The sequence below is a fragment of the Pseudomonas gessardii genome, from assembly GCF_001983165.1.
GTDB classification, from domain to species: Bacteria; Pseudomonadota; Gammaproteobacteria; order Pseudomonadales; family Pseudomonadaceae; genus Aquipseudomonas; species Aquipseudomonas gessardii.
Genome location: NZ_MNPU01000075.1, coordinates 1 through 15,657, shown reverse-complemented (window position 1 = coordinate 15,657; position 15,657 = coordinate 1). Strand labels below are relative to the sequence as shown.

Genomic DNA, 15,657 nt, shown 5'->3' with positions numbered 1-15,657 from the left:
CCTCTGGCTAACACTTCCCCTTGCCGGGTGTGTAGAGGACTTTCACCTCCCAGTCACCAGCGTGGCCACCACAGCCAAGCTGGTTGCGCTTGCGCGCAACGCGCCATGCCTGGCGCACCAAAAAAAATGGCCCCTTTTCGAGGGGCCATTCTTTATGCGGCTTCAGGCACTTCAGAACAACTTGCGGCCCTTGTTGGCCGCAATGCGCATGCGCAGTGCGTTGAGTTTGATGAAGCCGGCGGCGTCGGCCTGGTTGTAGGCACCGCCATCCTCTTCAAAGGTCGCGATGTTGGCATCGAACAGCGACTCATCGGACTTGCGCCCGGTAACGATCACGTTGCCCTTGTACAGCTTCAGGCGCACAACACCGTTCACGTGGACCTGGGAAGCATCGATCATCTGTTGCAGCATCAGGCGCTCAGGGCTCCACCAGTAGCCGGTGTAGATCAGGCTGGCGTACTTGGGCATCAGCTCATCCTTGAGGTGAGCCACTTCGCGGTCCAGGGTGATGGACTCGATGGCGCGGTGAGCGCGCAGCATGATGGTGCCGCCCGGGGTTTCGTAGCAGCCACGGGACTTCATGCCCACGTAGCGGTTTTCCACGATGTCCAGGCGACCGATACCGTGTTCGCCACCGATACGGTTGAGGGTCGCCAGCACGGTGGCCGGGGTCATTTCGACACCATCCAGCGCGACGATGTCGCCGTTGCGGTAGGTCAGTTCCAGGTACTGCGGCTTGTCGGGAGCGTTCTCCGGGGAGACGGTCCACTTCCACATGTCTTCTTCGTGCTCGGTCCAGGTGTCTTCCAGCACGCCACCTTCATAGGAGATGTGCAGCAGGTTGGCGTCCATCGAGTACGGGGACTTTTTCTTACCGTGGCGTTCGATCGGGATGGCGTGCTTTTCAGCGTAATCCATCAGCTTTTCACGGGACAGCAGGTCCCATTCACGCCAGGGAGCAATCACTTTTACGCCTGGCTTCAAGGCATAGGCACCCAGCTCGAAACGCACCTGGTCGTTGCCCTTGCCGGTGGCGCCATGGGAAATGGCGTCTGCGCCGGTTTCGTTGGCAATTTCGATCAGGCGCTTGGCGATCAGCGGACGTGCGATGGAAGTACCCAGCAGGTACTCGCCTTCGTAGACAGTGTTGGCGCGAAACATCGGGAAAACGAAATCGCGGACGAATTCTTCGCGCAGGTCGTCAATGTAGATCTCTTTGACGCCCATGGCTTGCGCCTTGGCTCGTGCAGGTTCGACCTCTTCGCCCTGACCCAGGTCAGCGGTAAAGGTCACCACTTCACAGTTATAAGTATCCTGCAGCCACTTGAGGATCACCGAAGTGTCCAGGCCGCCGGAATACGCGAGAACGACCTTGTTTACGTCGGCCATGCCATCACTCCACGGGGTTTTACGGAAAGGCGTCGATTCTACCGATCAAAACCGTGAAATTACAGGGGCGCGACAGCAAATGAAGATAAAGCGACAGATTATGTCGGGCGAGCGACGAATGGCCACACCTAAGAGGTCGCCGCCGCATTCGCCGGGGCCGTGGCCTGGGGTGCCGGTTTCTCGGGAGCCGGCACGCGGTCGAGGTGGATATTCACCCGCCGGTTCTTCGCCCGGTTGGCTGGATTGGTATTGGGCACCAGGGGGTAACGTTCACCGTGGAAACGCAGCACGATCTGCGACTCGGGGATGCCGTTGGCCTTGAAGAAGTCCATCACGGCCAGGCCGCGGCGGCGGGACAGGTCGCGATTGGTCAGGCGATTGCCGCTGTTGTCCGAATGGCCGTCCAGTTCGATATGGTTGACGGTAGGGTCGGCCTTGATGAACTCAAGCATCACCATCAACTTGGCCTTGGCGGCCGGATCCAGGTCGATACCGCCGCCCGGAAAGCCGACTTCAGCCTGCTTGACCTGCTCGAAATTCATCGGCAGCAATTTCGCGGTACATAACTGGTAATCGCTGTAGGCCTTGTTGAAGCGCACCGGCAGCAAGCGGATTTCCGAATAGCCGCCATCCCGGGAATAGTGGCGCACGGTGGGGCTGCGGCCATCGAGCAAGCCATTGAACAGACGCCCGGCCTGGGCCTGGGAGCTGTTGAACAACACATCGCCGCTGCCTGCCCGCACGGCACCGAGGTTGATATCACCGCGCCCGGGCTGCCACGGCGCAGCCGCCGCCAATAGTGTTGCGGAGCCAACGCCCAGCGCACTGTTATAGGCTTTGAGACGGAATGTCGCCTGCTCGCCGGCCCGGCGCACGAACTCACCCGAGCCAAAATCGGTGATTGGCTGGCTCAAGCGGCACTCGAACTTGTCGCCTTCCACCTTCCACTCAATATTTTCCAGGCGCGTCTGGAACGTCAGGGCCATCGCGGGCAGGCTGGCGAACACGCTGAGCAGGGCTAGATATTGCTGGCGCACGGGAGGCTCCACTGGTTTCTACAACACAACAAGGCGTCATACATCGTTAAGGCATACCCAGGGATATCGGTCACGCCCTGCAAAACTTGATAGCGAGTGCCTGCAAGAGTCTTTTCCGGTAGCATTCCCACCAGATTGACCCGCCTGGAATCCCCAATGTCCGACCGCCTGACCCTGCTGCGTCCCGACGACTGGCATATTCATCTTCGCGATGGTGCTGCGTTGCCCCAAACCGTGGCCGATGTAGCGCGCACGTTTGGCCGCGCCATCATCATGCCTAACCTGGTACCTCCGGTACGCAATGCCGCAGAAGCCGACGCCTATCGCCAGCGCATCCTCGCTGCACGACCGGCCGGCAGCCGCTTTGAACCGTTGATGGTGCTCTACCTGACCGACCGCACCCAGCCCGCCGAAATCCGCGCGGCCAAGGCCAGCGGTTTCGTGCATGCCGCCAAGCTGTACCCGGCCGGTGCCACGACCAACTCCGACTCCGGCGTGACCAGTATCGACAAGATCCTGCCCGCCATCGAAGCCATGGCCGAAGTGGGCATGCCGCTGCTGATCCACGGGGAAGTGACCCGGGGCGATGTCGATGTGTTCGACCGTGAGAAGATCTTTATCGACGAACACATGCGCCGTGTGGTCGAGCTGTTCCCGACCCTCAAGGTGGTGTTCGAGCACATCACCACCGCAGACGCCGTGCAGTTCGTCACCGAGGCTTCGGCCAACGTCGGCGCGACCATCACCGCGCATCACCTGCTGTACAACCGCAACCACATGTTGGTGGGCGGGATCCGGCCGCACTTCTATTGCCTGCCGATCCTCAAGCGCAACACCCACCAGGTGGCGTTGCTCGATGCCGCCACCAGTGGCAGCGCGAAATTCTTCCTCGGCACCGACTCGGCGCCCCACGCCCAGCATGCCAAGGAAGCGGCCTGTGGCTGTGCCGGCTGCTACACCGCCTATGCGGCGATCGAGCTGTACGCCGAAGCCTTCGAGGCGCGCAACGCCCTGGACAAACTCGAGGCCTTCGCCAGCCTCAATGGCCCGCGTTTCTACGGCCTGCCGGCGAATACCGACCGTATTACCCTGGTCCGTGAAGACTGGACCGCCCCCACCAGCCTGCCATTTGGCGAGCTGACCGTTATCCCGCTGCGCGCCGGTGAAACACTGCGCTGGCGCCTGCTGGAGGAACACCCGTGAGTGAAGACCATTACGACGACGAACAGGAACACAGTGGCGGCGGTTCGCGCCACCCGATGGCCGAGCGTTTTCGCGGCTATCTGCCTGTCGTTATCGACGTAGAAACCGGCGGCTTCAATTGCGCCACCGATGCGCTGCTGGAAATTGCCGCGACTACCATCGGCATGGACGAACAGGGTTTTGTGTATCCCGAACACACCCATTTCTTCCGCGTCGAGCCGTTTGAAGGCGCCAATATCGAAGCCGCGGCCCTGGAGTTCACCGGGATCAAGCTCGACCATCCGTTGCGCATGGCCGTCAGCGAAGAAACGGCCTTGACCGACATCTTCCGTGGCGTACGCAAGGCCTTGAAGGCCAACGGCTGCAAACGCGCGATCCTGGTCGGGCACAACAGCAGCTTCGACCTGGGCTTCCTCAACGCCGCCGTGGCGCGCCTGGACATGAAGCGCAACCCGTTCCACCCATTCTCCAGCTTTGACACCGCCACCCTGGCTGGCCTGGCTTATGGCCAGACCGTACTGGCCAAGGCATGTCAGGCAGCCGGTATTGACTTCGACGGCCGTGAGGCCCACTCGGCTCGCTACGACACCGAGAAGACCGCCGACCTGTTCTGCGGCATCGTCAACCGCTGGAAACAGATGGGCGGCTGGGAAGACTTCAGCGACTGATTACATCGCTAAATCCCGCGCATAAAAAAACCGGCCCTCTCAGGCCGGTTTTTTTTCACCGCGAACCTGGCTTACAGCTTGCCAGCGTTCTCGGTCAGGTAAGCCGCAACACCTGCTGGCGAAGCGTTCATGCCTTTGTCGCCTTTTTTCCAGTTGGCCGGGCAGACTTCGCCATGCTCTTCGTGGAATTGCAGAGCGTCGACCAGGCGGATCAGCTCTTCCATGTTACGGCCCAGCGGCAGGTCGTTGATGATCTGCGAGCGCACAACGCCCTTGTCGTCGATCAGGAACGCGCCACGGAAAGCCACGCCGCCTTCGGACTCAACGTCGTAGGCCTTGGCAATGTCGTGCTTCATGTCGGCAGCCATGGTGTATTTGACTTTGCCGATGCCGCCATCATTGATGGCGGTGTTGCGCCAGGCGTTGTGGGTGAAATGGGAGTCGATGGAAACGGCAACCACTTCAACGTTACGGGCCTTGAAATCGTCCATGCGGTGATCCAGGGCGATCAGCTCGGATGGGCAGACGAAGGTGAAGTCCAGCGGGTAGAAGAACACCAGGCCGTATTTGCCTTTGATGGCTTCAGACAGCTTGAAGCTGTCAACGATTTCGCCATTGCCGAGGACGGCCGGGACGTCGAAATCCGGGGCTTGTTTGCCGACGAGTACGCTCATGGGTTATCTCCTGATGGTAATTGAAGTAAATGGACCGCCCTTGAGTCTGCCGTGCATTGACGACAGGCCTGTGACGCGATCACGCTTCGTAAAGACCGACCATCATACCTGAAAAAAACCGTTCGTCAGTGAGGGCCCCATGGCAGGCAACGGTTTGAGAAAGCACTTTGACAATCATTCTCGTTAACATTAAGATCCATCGCACTTAAGCCTTAAACCGCGATGGTTCTCCCTTATGTATGTCTGCCTCTGCACTGGCGTCACCGACGGACAAATCCGCGAAGCGATCTATGAAGGTTGCTGCAGCTACAAAGAAGTGCGTGAAACCACCGGCGTTGCCAGCCAATGCGGCAAATGTGCCTGCCTTGCCAAGCAAGTGGTACGGGAAACCCTGACAAAGCTGCAGGTGGCCCAGGCCGCGATCCCCTACTCGGCAGAATTTACACACGCCTAATTTGACGTGTTTTAAAGAACCGGACTTAGTGTCCGGTTTTTTTATGCCTGTAATTCAAACAGTTAGCGCCAAGACGCGGAACACAAACATTCTTATTCCGATTAATTTTCATTTATTATTCAATAACTTAGGTTTGACACTCGTCATTGTGCCGCTCAAACTCCGCCCTATATACAACGAACACAGGGCAGGACCCCAATCATGAAAGGCGACATCTCAGTCATCCAGCAACTCAACAAAATCCTTGCCAATGAACTGGTCGCGATCAATCAGTACTTCCTGCATGCCCGCATGTATGACGATTGGGGCCTGGAAAAGCTCGGCAAGCGTGAGTACAAGGAATCGATCAAGGCCATGAAGGACGCAGACGCGCTGATCAAGCGCATCCTGTTCCTCGAAGGCCTGCCGAACGTCCAGGACCTGGGCAAGCTGAACATCGGCGAGCACACCCTGGAAATGCTCAACAGCGACCTGGGCTTCGAGCGCAAGAGCCATGCCGACCTCAAGGCCGCCATCGCTCACTGCGAAACCAAGGGCGACTTCGGTAGCCGCGAACTGCTGGAAGATATCCTGGAAGACCAGGAAGAACATATCGACTGGCTGGAAACCCAAGTTGGCCTGATCGACAAAGTGACCCTGGAGAACTACCTGCAATCGCAGATGGGTGAGTAACCCATCGCCTGCCGGTAAACATCAGGCACAAAAAAGCCCCGCTCTCGCATGAGAAGCGGGGCTTTTTATTGTGCGCCAGTTACGCTTCGGTCTTGGCCGCCGCTTTTTCGGCAGCGTCCTTGATCAGCGCCTGCAACGAACCATCAGCCGCCATTTCGGTGATGATGTCGCTACCGCCGACCAGCTCACCGGCTACCCACAGTTGTGGGAAAGTAGGCCAGTTGGCGTACTTGGGCAGGTTGGCGCGGATTTCCGGGTTTTGCAGGATATCGACGTAGGCGAACTTTTCGCCACACTGCATCACGGCCTGGGAGGCCTTCGCGGAGAAGCCGCACTGCGGGGCATTCGGGGCACCCTTCATGTAAAGCAGAATGGTGTTGTTAGCAATCTGCTCTTTAATCGTTTCGATGATATCCATGGAACACCTCGGCTGGAACTTTGCGACTCACAGGTCGGCACGGTGGCGCATTGTAACGCAAAATCCCAGCGTGGTGCTCGGGCTCCCCGACAGACTCACTGCGTCACGCCGCCGCGACCTGCACCGGCACACCGTTCAACGCCGCGTTGCCCGACAACTCGTCCAACTGCCGTTCATCCGTCAGGTCGTTGGCACTGGCCCCCGGCTGCGCGCTGGCAATGCTCATGTGCACGCCCGGGCGGTCATGACCCCAGCCGTGGGGCAGGCTGACCACGCCGGGCATCATCTCCAGGCTGGCCTGCACTTGCACTTCGATCATGCCGATCCGCGAACTGACCCGCACCCGCTGCCCGTCACTGAGCTGGCGACTGGCGAGGTCATCCGGGTGCATCAGCAGTTGATGCCGCGGCTTGCCCTTCACCAGCCGGTGATAGTTATGCATCCATGAATTATTGCTGCGTACGTGCCGGCGGCCGATCAACAGCAACTCATCGACCTTGGGCAGCGGTAAGGCGGCAAACCGCGCCAGGTCCGCCAGGATCACTGCCGGTGCTGCCTGCACCCGACCACTGGCGGTTTTCAAGCGCCCGGCCAGGTTGGCCTTCAGTGGCCCCAGGTCCAGGCCATGGGGATGTTCGGCCAGCATCGCCACCGACAGCTTGTGCGTGGAGGCGTCGCCATAGGCCCCCGCCCGCAGGCCGAGGTCAATCATCTGCGCCGGTGCCAGGGTCGGCTTGAGCGGGTGGCCGGTGCGGGCCGCAAACGCCTGGGCCAGGCCGACGAAAATCTCCCAGTCGTGCAACGCCCCCTCGGGCTTGGGCAGAATCGCCCGGTTGAAGCGCGTGACATTACGCACCGCAAACATATTGAACGTGGTGTCGTAGTGGTCGTTTTCCAGGGCCGAGGTCGATGGCAGGATCAGGTCGGCATAACGGGTGGTTTCGTTGATATACAGGTCCACGCTGACCATGAACGCCAAGCCATCCAGGGCCTGCTCCAGTTGCCGCCCGTTGGGGGTGGACAACACCGGGTTGCCGGCCACCGTCACCAGTGCACGGATTTGTCCTTCGCCCTCGGTGAGCATTTCTTCGGCCAGGGCCGACACCGGCAGCTCGCCGCTGTATTCCGGGCGCCCGGACACCCGGCTCTGCCAACGGTTGAAGTGCCCACCGGAGGTGGCCGCCACCAGGTCCACCGCAGGTTCGGTACACAAGGCGCCGCCGACCCGGTCCAGGTTACCGGTGACCAGGTTGATCAACTGCACCAGCCAATGACACAAGGTGCCGAATGCCTGGGTCGACACCCCCATGCGCCCGTAGCAGACCGCCTTGTCTGCCGCCGCAAAATCCCGCGCCAACTGGCGGATCTGTTCGGCCGGCACCGCGCACCGGGCGCTCATGGCCTCGGCGGTCAAGCCCGCGACGGCGCGGCGCACCTCGTCCAGGCCGTCCACTGGCAAGTGGCTGTCACGGGTCAGGTGCTCGCTGAACAACGTGTTGAGCAACCCGAACAGCAACGCCGCATCGCCACCGGGGCGCACAAACAGATGCTGGTCGGCCATGGCCGCCGTCTCACTGCGCCGAGGGTCGACCACCACCACGCGGCCGCCCCGAGCCTGGATGGCTTTCAAGCGTTTTTCCACGTCCGGCACAGTCATGATGCTGCCATTGGAGGCCAGTGGATTGCCGCCCAGGATCAGCATGAAGTCGGTCTGGTCGATATCCGGGATCGGCAGCAACAGGCCATGGCCATACATCAGGTGGCTGGTGAGGTGATGGGGCAACTGGTCCACGGACGTCGCGGAAAAGCGATTGCGCGTCTTCAACTGCCCGAGGAAGTAGTTGCTGTGGGTCATCAAGCCATAGTTATGCACGCTGGGGTTGCCCTGGTACACCGCCACCGCATTCTGCCCATGCTGCGCCTGGATCCCCGCCAGCCGCTCGGCTACCAGGGCAAAAGCCTCGTCCCAGGGGATCGGCTGCCATTCGCTGCCCACCCGCAACATGGGTTGGTGCAGGCGATCGGGATCGTTCTGGATATCCTGCAGAGCCACGGCCTTGGGGCAGATATGGCCACGGCTGAAGGTGTCCTGGGCATCCCCTTTGATCGAGGTGATGGCAATGCTGCCATCATCCGAGGTGGTGGTTTCCAGGGTCAGGCCGCAAATGGCTTCGCACAGGTGGCAGGCACGGTGATGGAGAGTCTTGGTCATGGCCAGTCTCTTTATTAGGGCTTTGGCCCGACTATGGGCCGCACTCCTCAGGGGCGCCAGCAACGTTCGCCCCGTGAATCAATGGGCATCAGGCCAGGCCATGGGTAAGCATGAGCAAATGTTTCAAAAACCTCCCACCCCGCCCTGGAAACCGACACAACCGGGCCCGGCGCCGCCATCACGCATTGCAAAAGGTCGCGACGCCAGTGTACAAATGACCCGCTGCTGTCCGTAAACAGGCCTCAAAAGTGCAATTCCCGCCCCTTTGAACCCCCCTAAAAAACCGTAGCCTATTGGTAAGACGCGACATTTAGTGTCAATATCGCGCCTTCCCCTATTTCGTCGCCCCGTGCGGCTTTCGCCGCAGGTCTCGCCCGTTGTCACAATAAACAAGGCTTTGAGTATCTGCGGTCTGTTGCAAAAAGGTAGTTAATGATGAGCGCAAGGCACTTTCTCTCCCTGATGGATTGCACGCCCGAAGAGCTGGTCAGCGTGATCCGTCGAGGCATTGAGCTTAAAGACCTGCGTAATCGCGGCGTACTGTTCGAGCCTTTGAAAAACCGCGTACTCGGGATGATTTTCGAGAAGTCGTCCACCCGTACCCGCCTGTCTTTTGAAGCCGGCATGATCCAGCTCGGCGGCCAGGCCATCTTTCTGTCGCCACGGGACACCCAACTGGGCCGTGGCGAGCCGATCAGCGATTGCGCCATTGTCATGTCGCGCATGCTCGATGCGGTGATGATCCGTACCTTTGCCCACAGCACCCTCACCGAATTTGCCGCCAACTCGCGGGTGCCGGTGATCAACGGGCTGTCCGATGACCTGCATCCGTGCCAGTTGCTCGCCGATATGCAGACGTTCCTCGAACATCGCGGCTCGATCCAGGGCAAGACCGTGGCCTGGATCGGTGATGGCAACAATATGTGCAACAGTTATATAGAAGCGGCGATCCAGTTCGACTTCCACCTGCGCATTGCCTGCCCCGAGGGCTACGAGCCGAGCGCCGAATTCCTGGCCAAGGCCGACGCCCGCGTACAAATCGTGCGCGACCCGAAAGACGCCGTGATCGGCGCGCACCTGGTGAGCACCGACGTCTGGACCTCCATGGGCCAGGAAGACGAGACCGCCAAGCGCCTGGCCCTGTTTGCGCCGTATCAAGTTACCCGTGAGTTGCTCGACCTCGCCGCGCCGGATGTGCTGTTCATGCACTGCCTGCCGGCCCATCGCGGCGAAGAAATCAGCCTCGACCTGTTGGACGACCCGCGCTCTGTTGCCTGGGACCAGGCAGAAAACCGCCTGCACGCGCAGAAGGCCTTGCTGGAGTTCCTCGTGCCGCCGGCGTACCACCACGCATGAGCCAGCCACTTCTGCTGAATCTGCGCAATCTGGCATGCGGCTATCAGGACCAACGGGTGGTGCAGAACCTCAACCTGCACCTCAATGCCGGCGATATCGGTTGCCTGCTGGGCTCCTCGGGTTGCGGCAAGACCACCACCCTGCGCGCGATTGCCGGGTTTGAGCCGGTGCACGAAGGTGAGATCAACCTGGCGGGCGAAGTGATCTCCAGCGCCGGCTTTACCCTGGCACCCGAGAAACGTCGCATTGGCATGGTGTTCCAGGACTACGCACTGTTTCCCCATCTCAGCGTGGCCGACAACATCGGCTTCGGCATTCGCAAACACCCGCACAAAGAGCGCGTGGTCGCCGAGCTGCTGGAATTGGTCAACCTGAAGAACCTGGGCAAGCGCTTCCCCCACGAACTGTCTGGCGGCCAGCAACAGCGCGTGGCCCTGGCCCGTGCATTGGCACCGGAACCGCAATTGCTGCTGCTCGACGAGCCATTCTCCAACCTTGACGGTGAACTGCGGCGCAAGCTCAGCCATGAAGTGCGGGACATCCTCAAGGCCCGTGGCACCAGTGCGATTCTGGTCACCCATGACCAGGAAGAAGCGTTTGCCGTGAGCGATCACGTCGGCGTGTTCAAGGAAGGCCGGCTGGAACAGTGGGATACGCCCTACAACCTCTATCACGAACCGCTGACACCCTATGTCGCGAGCTTTATTGGCCAGGGTTACTTTATCCGTGGCCAGTTGAGCTCGCCGGAATCGGTCAGTACCGAACTGGGCGAATTGCGCGGCAATCGTGCCTATACCTGGCCAACCGGCTGCGCGGTGGATGTCTTGCTACGCCCGGATGACATCGTGTATGCACCGGACAGCGCCTTGAAAGCACAGATTGTCGGCAAGACCTTCCTCGGTGCCTCGACCTTGTACCGCTTGCAGTTGCCGACCGGTGCCCAGCTGGAGTCGATTTTCCCCAGCCATGCCGATCACCTGGTAGGGGCGCACGTGGGGATCCGCGTGGCGGCCGAGCACCTGGTGTTGTTCCAGGCTTCGGGGAGCACGGCGGCGCAGATTGCGCAGGTAGAGTCCGGTGTGCGGCGCTATAGCACCGCCAGCTGAAGAAACCGAGTCCACCATGTGGGCTTGTGCTTGTGTGGGAGCTGGCTTGCCAGCGATAGCATCACCTCTATGTGGCTGACAGACCGAGGCGCCTGCATCGCGGGCAAGCCCGGCTCCCACAGAGGCCAGCTCCCCCATTTGATCCCATGGCTCTTGAGGTCAAGCCCGGCCAATCGGCGCAAATGCCCCCTGGGTATGTTCGGCCAACACCATCGCCGCCAACTCCACTTCCAACCCTCTCCTGCCCGCGCTGACAAAAATTGTCGCAAAAGACTGCGCGCTCACATCGATGAACGTGCGCAGGCGCTTCTTCTGCCCCAACGGGCTGATCCCTCCCAACAAATAGCCGGTCGCGCGCTGCGCCGCCGCCGGGTCGGCCATTTCGACTTTCTTCACGCCTGCCGCGTGCGCCAGGGCCTTCAAATCCAGGCTTCCGACGACCGGCACCACCGCCACCAATAACTCATTTTTTTCACTGCTGGCGAGCAAGGTCTTGAACACCCGCGCCGGGTCGAGACTCAACTTTTCCGCGGCCTCCAGGCCATAAGAGGCCGCCTTGGGGTCATGTTCGTAACTGTGGATACGATGTTCGGCGCGAACTTTTTTCAACAAGTCCAATGCAGGGGTCATGGGGGCTCCAGGCTTGGGGGAGACGTGGAAAAGCAGACCGCCGATTCTAGGACAAACCCAGGTAAAACGCTCTAGTGCAGGGGGCTGTGCGACGAATCCGCGCAGAGTCTGGCCATGCTTGCCACCCGTTGCGTCGCCGTGTTGCCGCGATCATTCATCACATTAATAGTTTGAAAATGACCAACCGTTCACTTTCGACCTTTGACAGCGGTGTTTCTTGTCTATATTTTTTCGTTTCCGAATACTGCGGAAATCTATCCACAGTGTCCGAGCAGTAAGCCGTGGCCAGGATGGGGGTCCTTGCCACGGTGAAAATCGCGCACCGCCCGTTGTGGCACCGCGCCAGACAAGAAAAAAAACCGAGGTTTTCAATGACAACTGCTCTTCAACAGCCTTCACTTTCAAGCCAATGCATGGCCGAGTTTCTCGGCACCGCGCTGCTGATCTTCTTCGGCACCGGTTGCGTCGCTGCGCTCAAGGTCGCGGGTGCCAGCTTTGGCTTGTGGGAAATCAGCATTATCTGGGGGATCGGCGTGAGCATGGCGATCTACCTGAGCGCCGGCATTTCCGGGGCTCATCTCAACCCCGCAGTGAGTATCGCGCTGTGCCTCTTCGCCGATTTCGACAAGCGCAAACTGCCCTTCTATATCATCGCCCAGGTTGCCGGCGCCTTTTGCTCCGCCGCGCTGGTCTACATGCTCTACAGCAACCTGTTTTTCGATTACGAACAAACTCACCAGATGGTCCGAGGCTCGGCAGCCAGCCTGGAACTGGCCTCGGTGTTTTCCACCTATCCTCACGCCCTGTTGAATACGGCCCAGGCATTCCTGGTAGAAATGGTCATCACCGCCATCCTGATGGGCGTGATCATGGCCCTGACCGATGACAACAACGGCTTGCCCCGTGGCCCGCTGGCCCCACTGCTGATCGGCTTGCTGATCGCGGTGATCGGCAGCGCCATGGGCCCGCTGACCGGGTTTGCGATGAACCCGGCCCGGGATTTCGGGCCCAAGCTGATGACCTTTTTCGCCGGCTGGGGTGAAATGGCCTTCACTGGCGGGCGCGATATTCCTTACTTTTTGATTCCGATCTTTGCACCGATTGTCGGTGCCTGCCTCGGTGCTGCGGCCTATCGTGGGTTGATTGCCCGCCATCTGCCCAGCGCCGCAATGCCTGCTACAACTGTTACACCCGAAACCGCCGCCAACGGCAGCACCCGAACGTCCTGAAACGCTAGCCTGGGCCCCCTGCCCCTTGCGGCCCAGGCTACTGACCCATTCCCTTTTTCCGTCCAAGGCAATCGACATGACCGACACACAGAATAAGAACTACATCATTGCCCTTGATCAGGGCACCACCAGCTCGCGGGCGATCATCTTTGATCGTGATGCCAACGTGGTGTGCACTGCCCAGCGCGAATTCGTCCAGCATTACCCACAAGCCGGCTGGGTCGAGCATGACCCGATGGAAATTTTCGCCACCCAGAGCGCCGTGATGGTCGAAGCCCTGGCACAAGCCGGCCTGCACCACGATCAGGTCGCCGCCATCGGCATCACCAACCAGCGTGAAACCACAGTGGTCTGGGACAAGATCACCGGCCGCCCGATCTACAACGCCATTGTCTGGCAGTGCCGGCGCAGTACCGAGATCTGCCAGCAGCTCAAGCGCGACGGCCATGAGCAGTACATCAGCGACACCACCGGCCTGGTCACCGACCCGTACTTCTCCGGCACCAAGCTCAAATGGATCCTCGATAACGTCGAAGGCAGCCGCGAACGTGCGCGCAACGGCGAGTTGCTGTTCGGCACCATCGACAGCTGGCTGATCTGGAAATTCACCGGCGGCAAGACCCACGTCACCGACTACACCAACGCCTCGCGCACCATGCTCTTCAACATCCACACCCTGGAGTGGGACGCGAAGATGCTGGAGGTGCTGGACATCCCGCGCGAGATGCTGCCAGAGGTTAAGTCCTCCTCCGAAATTTACGGCCGCACCAAAAGCGGGATTGCCATCGGCGGCATTGCCGGCGACCAGCAAGCGGCGCTGTTCGGCCAGATGTGTGTCGAGCCGGGCCAGGCGAAAAACACCTACGGCACCGGCTGCTTCCTGCTGATGAACACCGGCGACAAGGCGGTCAAATCCCAGCACGGCATGCTGACCACCATCGCTTGCGGCCCCCGTGGCGAAGTGGCCTACGCCCTGGAAGGCGCGGTATTCAACGGCGGCTCCACCGTGCAGTGGCTGCGCGACGAGCTGAAGATCATCAATGACGCCCACGACACCGAATACTTCGCCAACAAGGTCAAGGACAGCAACGGCGTGTACCTGGTGCCGGCCTTCACCGGCCTGGGCGCTCCGTACTGGGACCCCTATGCCCGTGGCGCGCTGTTCGGCCTGACCCGTGGCGTACGGGTCGATCACATTATTCGTGCGGCCCTGGAGTCGATTGCCTACCAGACCCGCGACGTGCTCGACGCCATGCAACAGGATTCCGGCGAACGCCTCAAATCCCTGCGGGTGGACGGCGGCGCCGTGGCCAACAACTTCCTGATGCAGTTCCAGGCCGACATCCTCGGCACCCAGGTCGAGCGCCCGCAAATGCGCGAGACCACAGCATTGGGCGCGGCCTACCTGGCCGGCCTGGCCTGTGGTTTCTGGGGCAGCCTGGAAGAGTTGCGGGGCAAGGCGGTGATCGAGCGCGAATTTGCACCGCAACTGGATGAGCCCGCCAAAGAAAAACTCTACGCCGGCTGGAAAAAAGCGGTCAGCCGCACCCGCGACTGGGAACCCCACGAAGGCGCTGAATAAGCCAAGCGCTGGACCCACTTAGGGTTGTAACTGGCAGGGAGCAGATTCCTGCGTCATCATGGGCCACTTTTTTGTACGGCAGCCCAAAGGACGCCCCATGAATCTGCCTCCCCGTCAGCAGCAAATCCTCGAACTGGTCCGCGAACGCGGCTACGTCAGTATCGAGGAAATGGCGCAGCTGTTCGTTGTCACCCCGCAAACCATCCGCCGCGATATCAATCAACTGGCCGAAGCCAACCTGCTGCGTCGCTACCACGGCGGCGCCGCCTATGACTCCAGCGTCGAAAACACCGAGTACGCCATGCGTGCCGACCAGATGCGCGATGAAAAACAGCGTATCGGCGAAGCCATTGCCGCCCAGATCCCCGACCATGCCTCGTTGTTCATCAATATCGGCACCACCACCGAATCCATCGCCAGGGCGCTGCTCAACCACAGCCACCTGAAGATCATCACCAATAACCTCAACGTCGCCATGATGCTCAGCGCCAAGGACGACTTCGACGTGCTGCTGACCGGCGGCAATGTGCGCCGCGACGGCGGCGTGGTGGGCCAGGCCAGCGTGGACTTTATCAACCAGTTCAAGGTCGATTTTGCCCTGGTGGGGATCAGCGGCATCGACGAGGACGGCAGCCTGCTGGACTTCGACTATCAGGAAGTGCGGGTTTCCCAGGCGATCATTGCCAATGCGCGCAAGGTGATCCTGGCGGCGGACTCCAGCAAGTTCGGGCGCAATGCCATGATTCGCCTGGGGCCCATCAGCTTGATTGATTGCCTGGTTACCGATCAGCAGCCGGTGCCGGCGCTGGTGCAATTGTTGAACCAGAACAAGATTCGCCTGGAAGTCGTGTAACCGCCCCCGCACCTCTAGCGCCTGTACCGGCGCCATCGCGGGCAAGCTGAACTGGCCTAATGCTCCCGGACACCTCTTAAGGGCGATATGATTCGCCCAATCAGGAGGTTCCATGCAAGAGCGAAAGACCTACACCCGCGAGTTCAAGCAACGTGCTGCAAGCATGGTTCTTGA

The 15,657-nt window shown here is 60.4% G+C and carries 15 protein-coding genes; 9 read left to right on the top strand and 6 right to left on the bottom strand.

Annotated elements, in window-relative coordinates; translation table 11 throughout:
• Positions 1-171 precede the first annotated feature (171 nt).
• Together BLL38_RS28465 and BLL38_RS28460 are read right to left on the bottom strand one after the other, a co-directional pair.
• Positions 172-1,389, bottom strand: coding sequence for an argininosuccinate synthase (locus BLL38_RS28465; protein ID WP_029295244.1), 1,218 nt, complete (start codon positions 1,387-1,389; stop codon positions 172-174).
• A gap of 128 nt (positions 1,390-1,517) precedes the next feature.
• A complete protein-coding gene (locus BLL38_RS28460; protein WP_076965207.1) occupies positions 1,518-2,426 on the bottom strand; it encodes a flagellar protein MotY in 909 nt (302 codons plus the stop codon).
• Between the two features lie 156 nt (positions 2,427-2,582).
• Between BLL38_RS28460 and pyrC the strand changes: the two genes are divergently transcribed.
• Together pyrC and rnt are read left to right on the top strand one after the other, a co-directional pair.
• Complete coding sequence (gene pyrC / locus BLL38_RS28455) at positions 2,583-3,629, top strand: dihydroorotase (protein ID WP_076965206.1); 1,047 nt, start codon at positions 2,583-2,585, stop codon at positions 3,627-3,629.
• Positions 3,626-4,297, top strand: a complete 672-nt coding sequence (rnt, locus tag BLL38_RS28450) for a ribonuclease T (protein WP_076965205.1) — start codon at positions 3,626-3,628, stop codon at positions 4,295-4,297. Before pyrC ends, rnt begins: the two co-directional genes overlap by 4 nt.
• Positions 4,298-4,368: 71 nt before the next feature.
• Here rnt and BLL38_RS28445 read toward each other — a convergent pair whose 3' ends face one another.
• A complete protein-coding gene (locus tag BLL38_RS28445) occupies positions 4,369-4,971 on the bottom strand; it encodes a peroxiredoxin (RefSeq protein ID WP_032858443.1) in 603 nt (200 codons plus the stop codon).
• A 235-nt stretch (positions 4,972-5,206) separates the two neighbouring features.
• Here BLL38_RS28445 and BLL38_RS28440 point away from each other — a divergent pair, with 235 nt between their 5' ends.
• Together BLL38_RS28440 and bfr are read left to right on the top strand one after the other, a co-directional pair.
• Entirely contained in the window at positions 5,207-5,425 is a 219-nt protein-coding gene (locus BLL38_RS28440) for a bacterioferritin-associated ferredoxin (RefSeq protein ID WP_038442994.1), read from the top strand.
• Positions 5,426-5,626: 201 nt separating this feature from the next.
• Positions 5,627-6,097 (top strand): bacterioferritin, encoded by a 471-nt coding sequence (gene bfr, locus BLL38_RS28435; RefSeq protein ID WP_038442996.1) that lies wholly within the window; start codon positions 5,627-5,629, stop codon positions 6,095-6,097.
• Positions 6,098-6,176: 79 nt separating this feature from the next.
• Here bfr and grxD read toward each other — a convergent pair whose 3' ends face one another.
• The gene (grxD, locus tag BLL38_RS28430; protein WP_032858447.1) at positions 6,177-6,515 is read right to left on the bottom strand and encodes a Grx4 family monothiol glutaredoxin; all 339 of its coding nucleotides are present in this window, start codon (positions 6,513-6,515) and stop codon (positions 6,177-6,179) included.
• A 103-nt stretch (positions 6,516-6,618) separates the two neighbouring features.
• Positions 6,619-8,727 carry a molybdopterin oxidoreductase family protein gene (locus tag BLL38_RS28425; protein ID WP_076965204.1) on the bottom strand — a complete coding sequence of 703 codons (2,109 nt, stop codon included), beginning with the start codon at positions 8,725-8,727 and terminating at the stop codon, positions 6,619-6,621.
• Positions 8,728-9,162: 435 nt separating this feature from the next.
• Here BLL38_RS28425 and argF point away from each other — a divergent pair, with 435 nt between their 5' ends.
• Complete coding sequence (gene argF, locus BLL38_RS28415; protein WP_032858449.1) at positions 9,163-10,083, top strand: ornithine carbamoyltransferase; 921 nt, start codon at positions 9,163-9,165, stop codon at positions 10,081-10,083.
• Positions 10,080-11,189, top strand: coding sequence for an ABC transporter ATP-binding protein (locus tag BLL38_RS28410; RefSeq protein WP_076965203.1), 1,110 nt, complete (start codon positions 10,080-10,082; stop codon positions 11,187-11,189). Before argF ends, BLL38_RS28410 begins: the two co-directional genes overlap by 4 nt.
• Positions 11,190-11,348: 159 nt before the next feature.
• Here the strand turns inward: BLL38_RS28410 and ybaK are convergent, their stop codons facing one another.
• Positions 11,349-11,819: a Cys-tRNA(Pro) deacylase gene (gene ybaK / locus BLL38_RS28405; protein WP_076965202.1), complete on the bottom strand. Its 471-nt coding sequence runs from the start codon at positions 11,817-11,819 to the stop codon at positions 11,349-11,351.
• 371 nt (positions 11,820-12,190) lie between these two features.
• Here ybaK and BLL38_RS28400 point away from each other — a divergent pair, with 371 nt between their 5' ends.
• The 3 genes from BLL38_RS28400 to BLL38_RS28390 all read left to right on the top strand — a co-directional run bounded on the left by BLL38_RS28400 (position 12,191) and on the right by BLL38_RS28390 (position 15,483).
• Positions 12,191-13,048, top strand: coding sequence for an MIP/aquaporin family protein (locus BLL38_RS28400; RefSeq protein ID WP_076965201.1), 858 nt, complete (start codon positions 12,191-12,193; stop codon positions 13,046-13,048).
• 76 nt (positions 13,049-13,124) lie between these two features.
• Positions 13,125-14,630 (top strand): glycerol kinase GlpK, encoded by a 1,506-nt coding sequence (gene glpK, locus BLL38_RS28395; protein WP_076965200.1) that lies wholly within the window; start codon positions 13,125-13,127, stop codon positions 14,628-14,630.
• Positions 14,631-14,727: 97 nt separating this feature from the next.
• Positions 14,728-15,483: a DeoR/GlpR family transcriptional regulator gene (locus BLL38_RS28390; RefSeq protein WP_076965199.1), complete on the top strand. Its 756-nt coding sequence runs from the start codon at positions 14,728-14,730 to the stop codon at positions 15,481-15,483.
• Positions 15,484-15,657: the final 174 nt, after the last annotated feature.

Excerpts from the sequence above, each read along its gene's own strand:
- BLL38_RS28465 (WP_029295244.1), bottom strand. The coding sequence starts at position 1,389 with ATGGCCGACGTAAACAAGGTCGTTCTCGCGTATTCCGGCGGCCTGGAC.
- pyrC (WP_076965206.1), top strand. The coding sequence starts at position 2,583 with ATGTCCGACCGCCTGACCCTGCTGCGTCCCGACGACTGGCATATTCAT.
- BLL38_RS28445 (WP_032858443.1), bottom strand. The coding sequence starts at position 4,971 with ATGAGCGTACTCGTCGGCAAACAAGCCCCGGATTTCGACGTCCCGGCC.
- BLL38_RS28440 (WP_038442994.1), top strand. The coding sequence starts at position 5,207 with ATGTATGTCTGCCTCTGCACTGGCGTCACCGACGGACAAATCCGCGAA.
- bfr (WP_038442996.1), top strand. The coding sequence starts at position 5,627 with ATGAAAGGCGACATCTCAGTCATCCAGCAACTCAACAAAATCCTTGCC.
- grxD (WP_032858447.1), bottom strand. The coding sequence starts at position 6,515 with ATGGATATCATCGAAACGATTAAAGAGCAGATTGCTAACAACACCATT.
- BLL38_RS28425 (WP_076965204.1), bottom strand. The coding sequence starts at position 8,727 with ATGACCAAGACTCTCCATCACCGTGCCTGCCACCTGTGCGAAGCCATT.
- argF (WP_032858449.1), top strand. The coding sequence starts at position 9,163 with ATGAGCGCAAGGCACTTTCTCTCCCTGATGGATTGCACGCCCGAAGAG.
- BLL38_RS28410 (WP_076965203.1), top strand. The coding sequence starts at position 10,080 with ATGAGCCAGCCACTTCTGCTGAATCTGCGCAATCTGGCATGCGGCTAT.
- ybaK (WP_076965202.1), bottom strand. The coding sequence starts at position 11,819 with ATGACCCCTGCATTGGACTTGTTGAAAAAAGTTCGCGCCGAACATCGT.
- BLL38_RS28400 (WP_076965201.1), top strand. The coding sequence starts at position 12,191 with ATGACAACTGCTCTTCAACAGCCTTCACTTTCAAGCCAATGCATGGCC.
- glpK (WP_076965200.1), top strand. The coding sequence starts at position 13,125 with ATGACCGACACACAGAATAAGAACTACATCATTGCCCTTGATCAGGGC.
- BLL38_RS28390 (WP_076965199.1), top strand. The coding sequence starts at position 14,728 with ATGAATCTGCCTCCCCGTCAGCAGCAAATCCTCGAACTGGTCCGCGAA.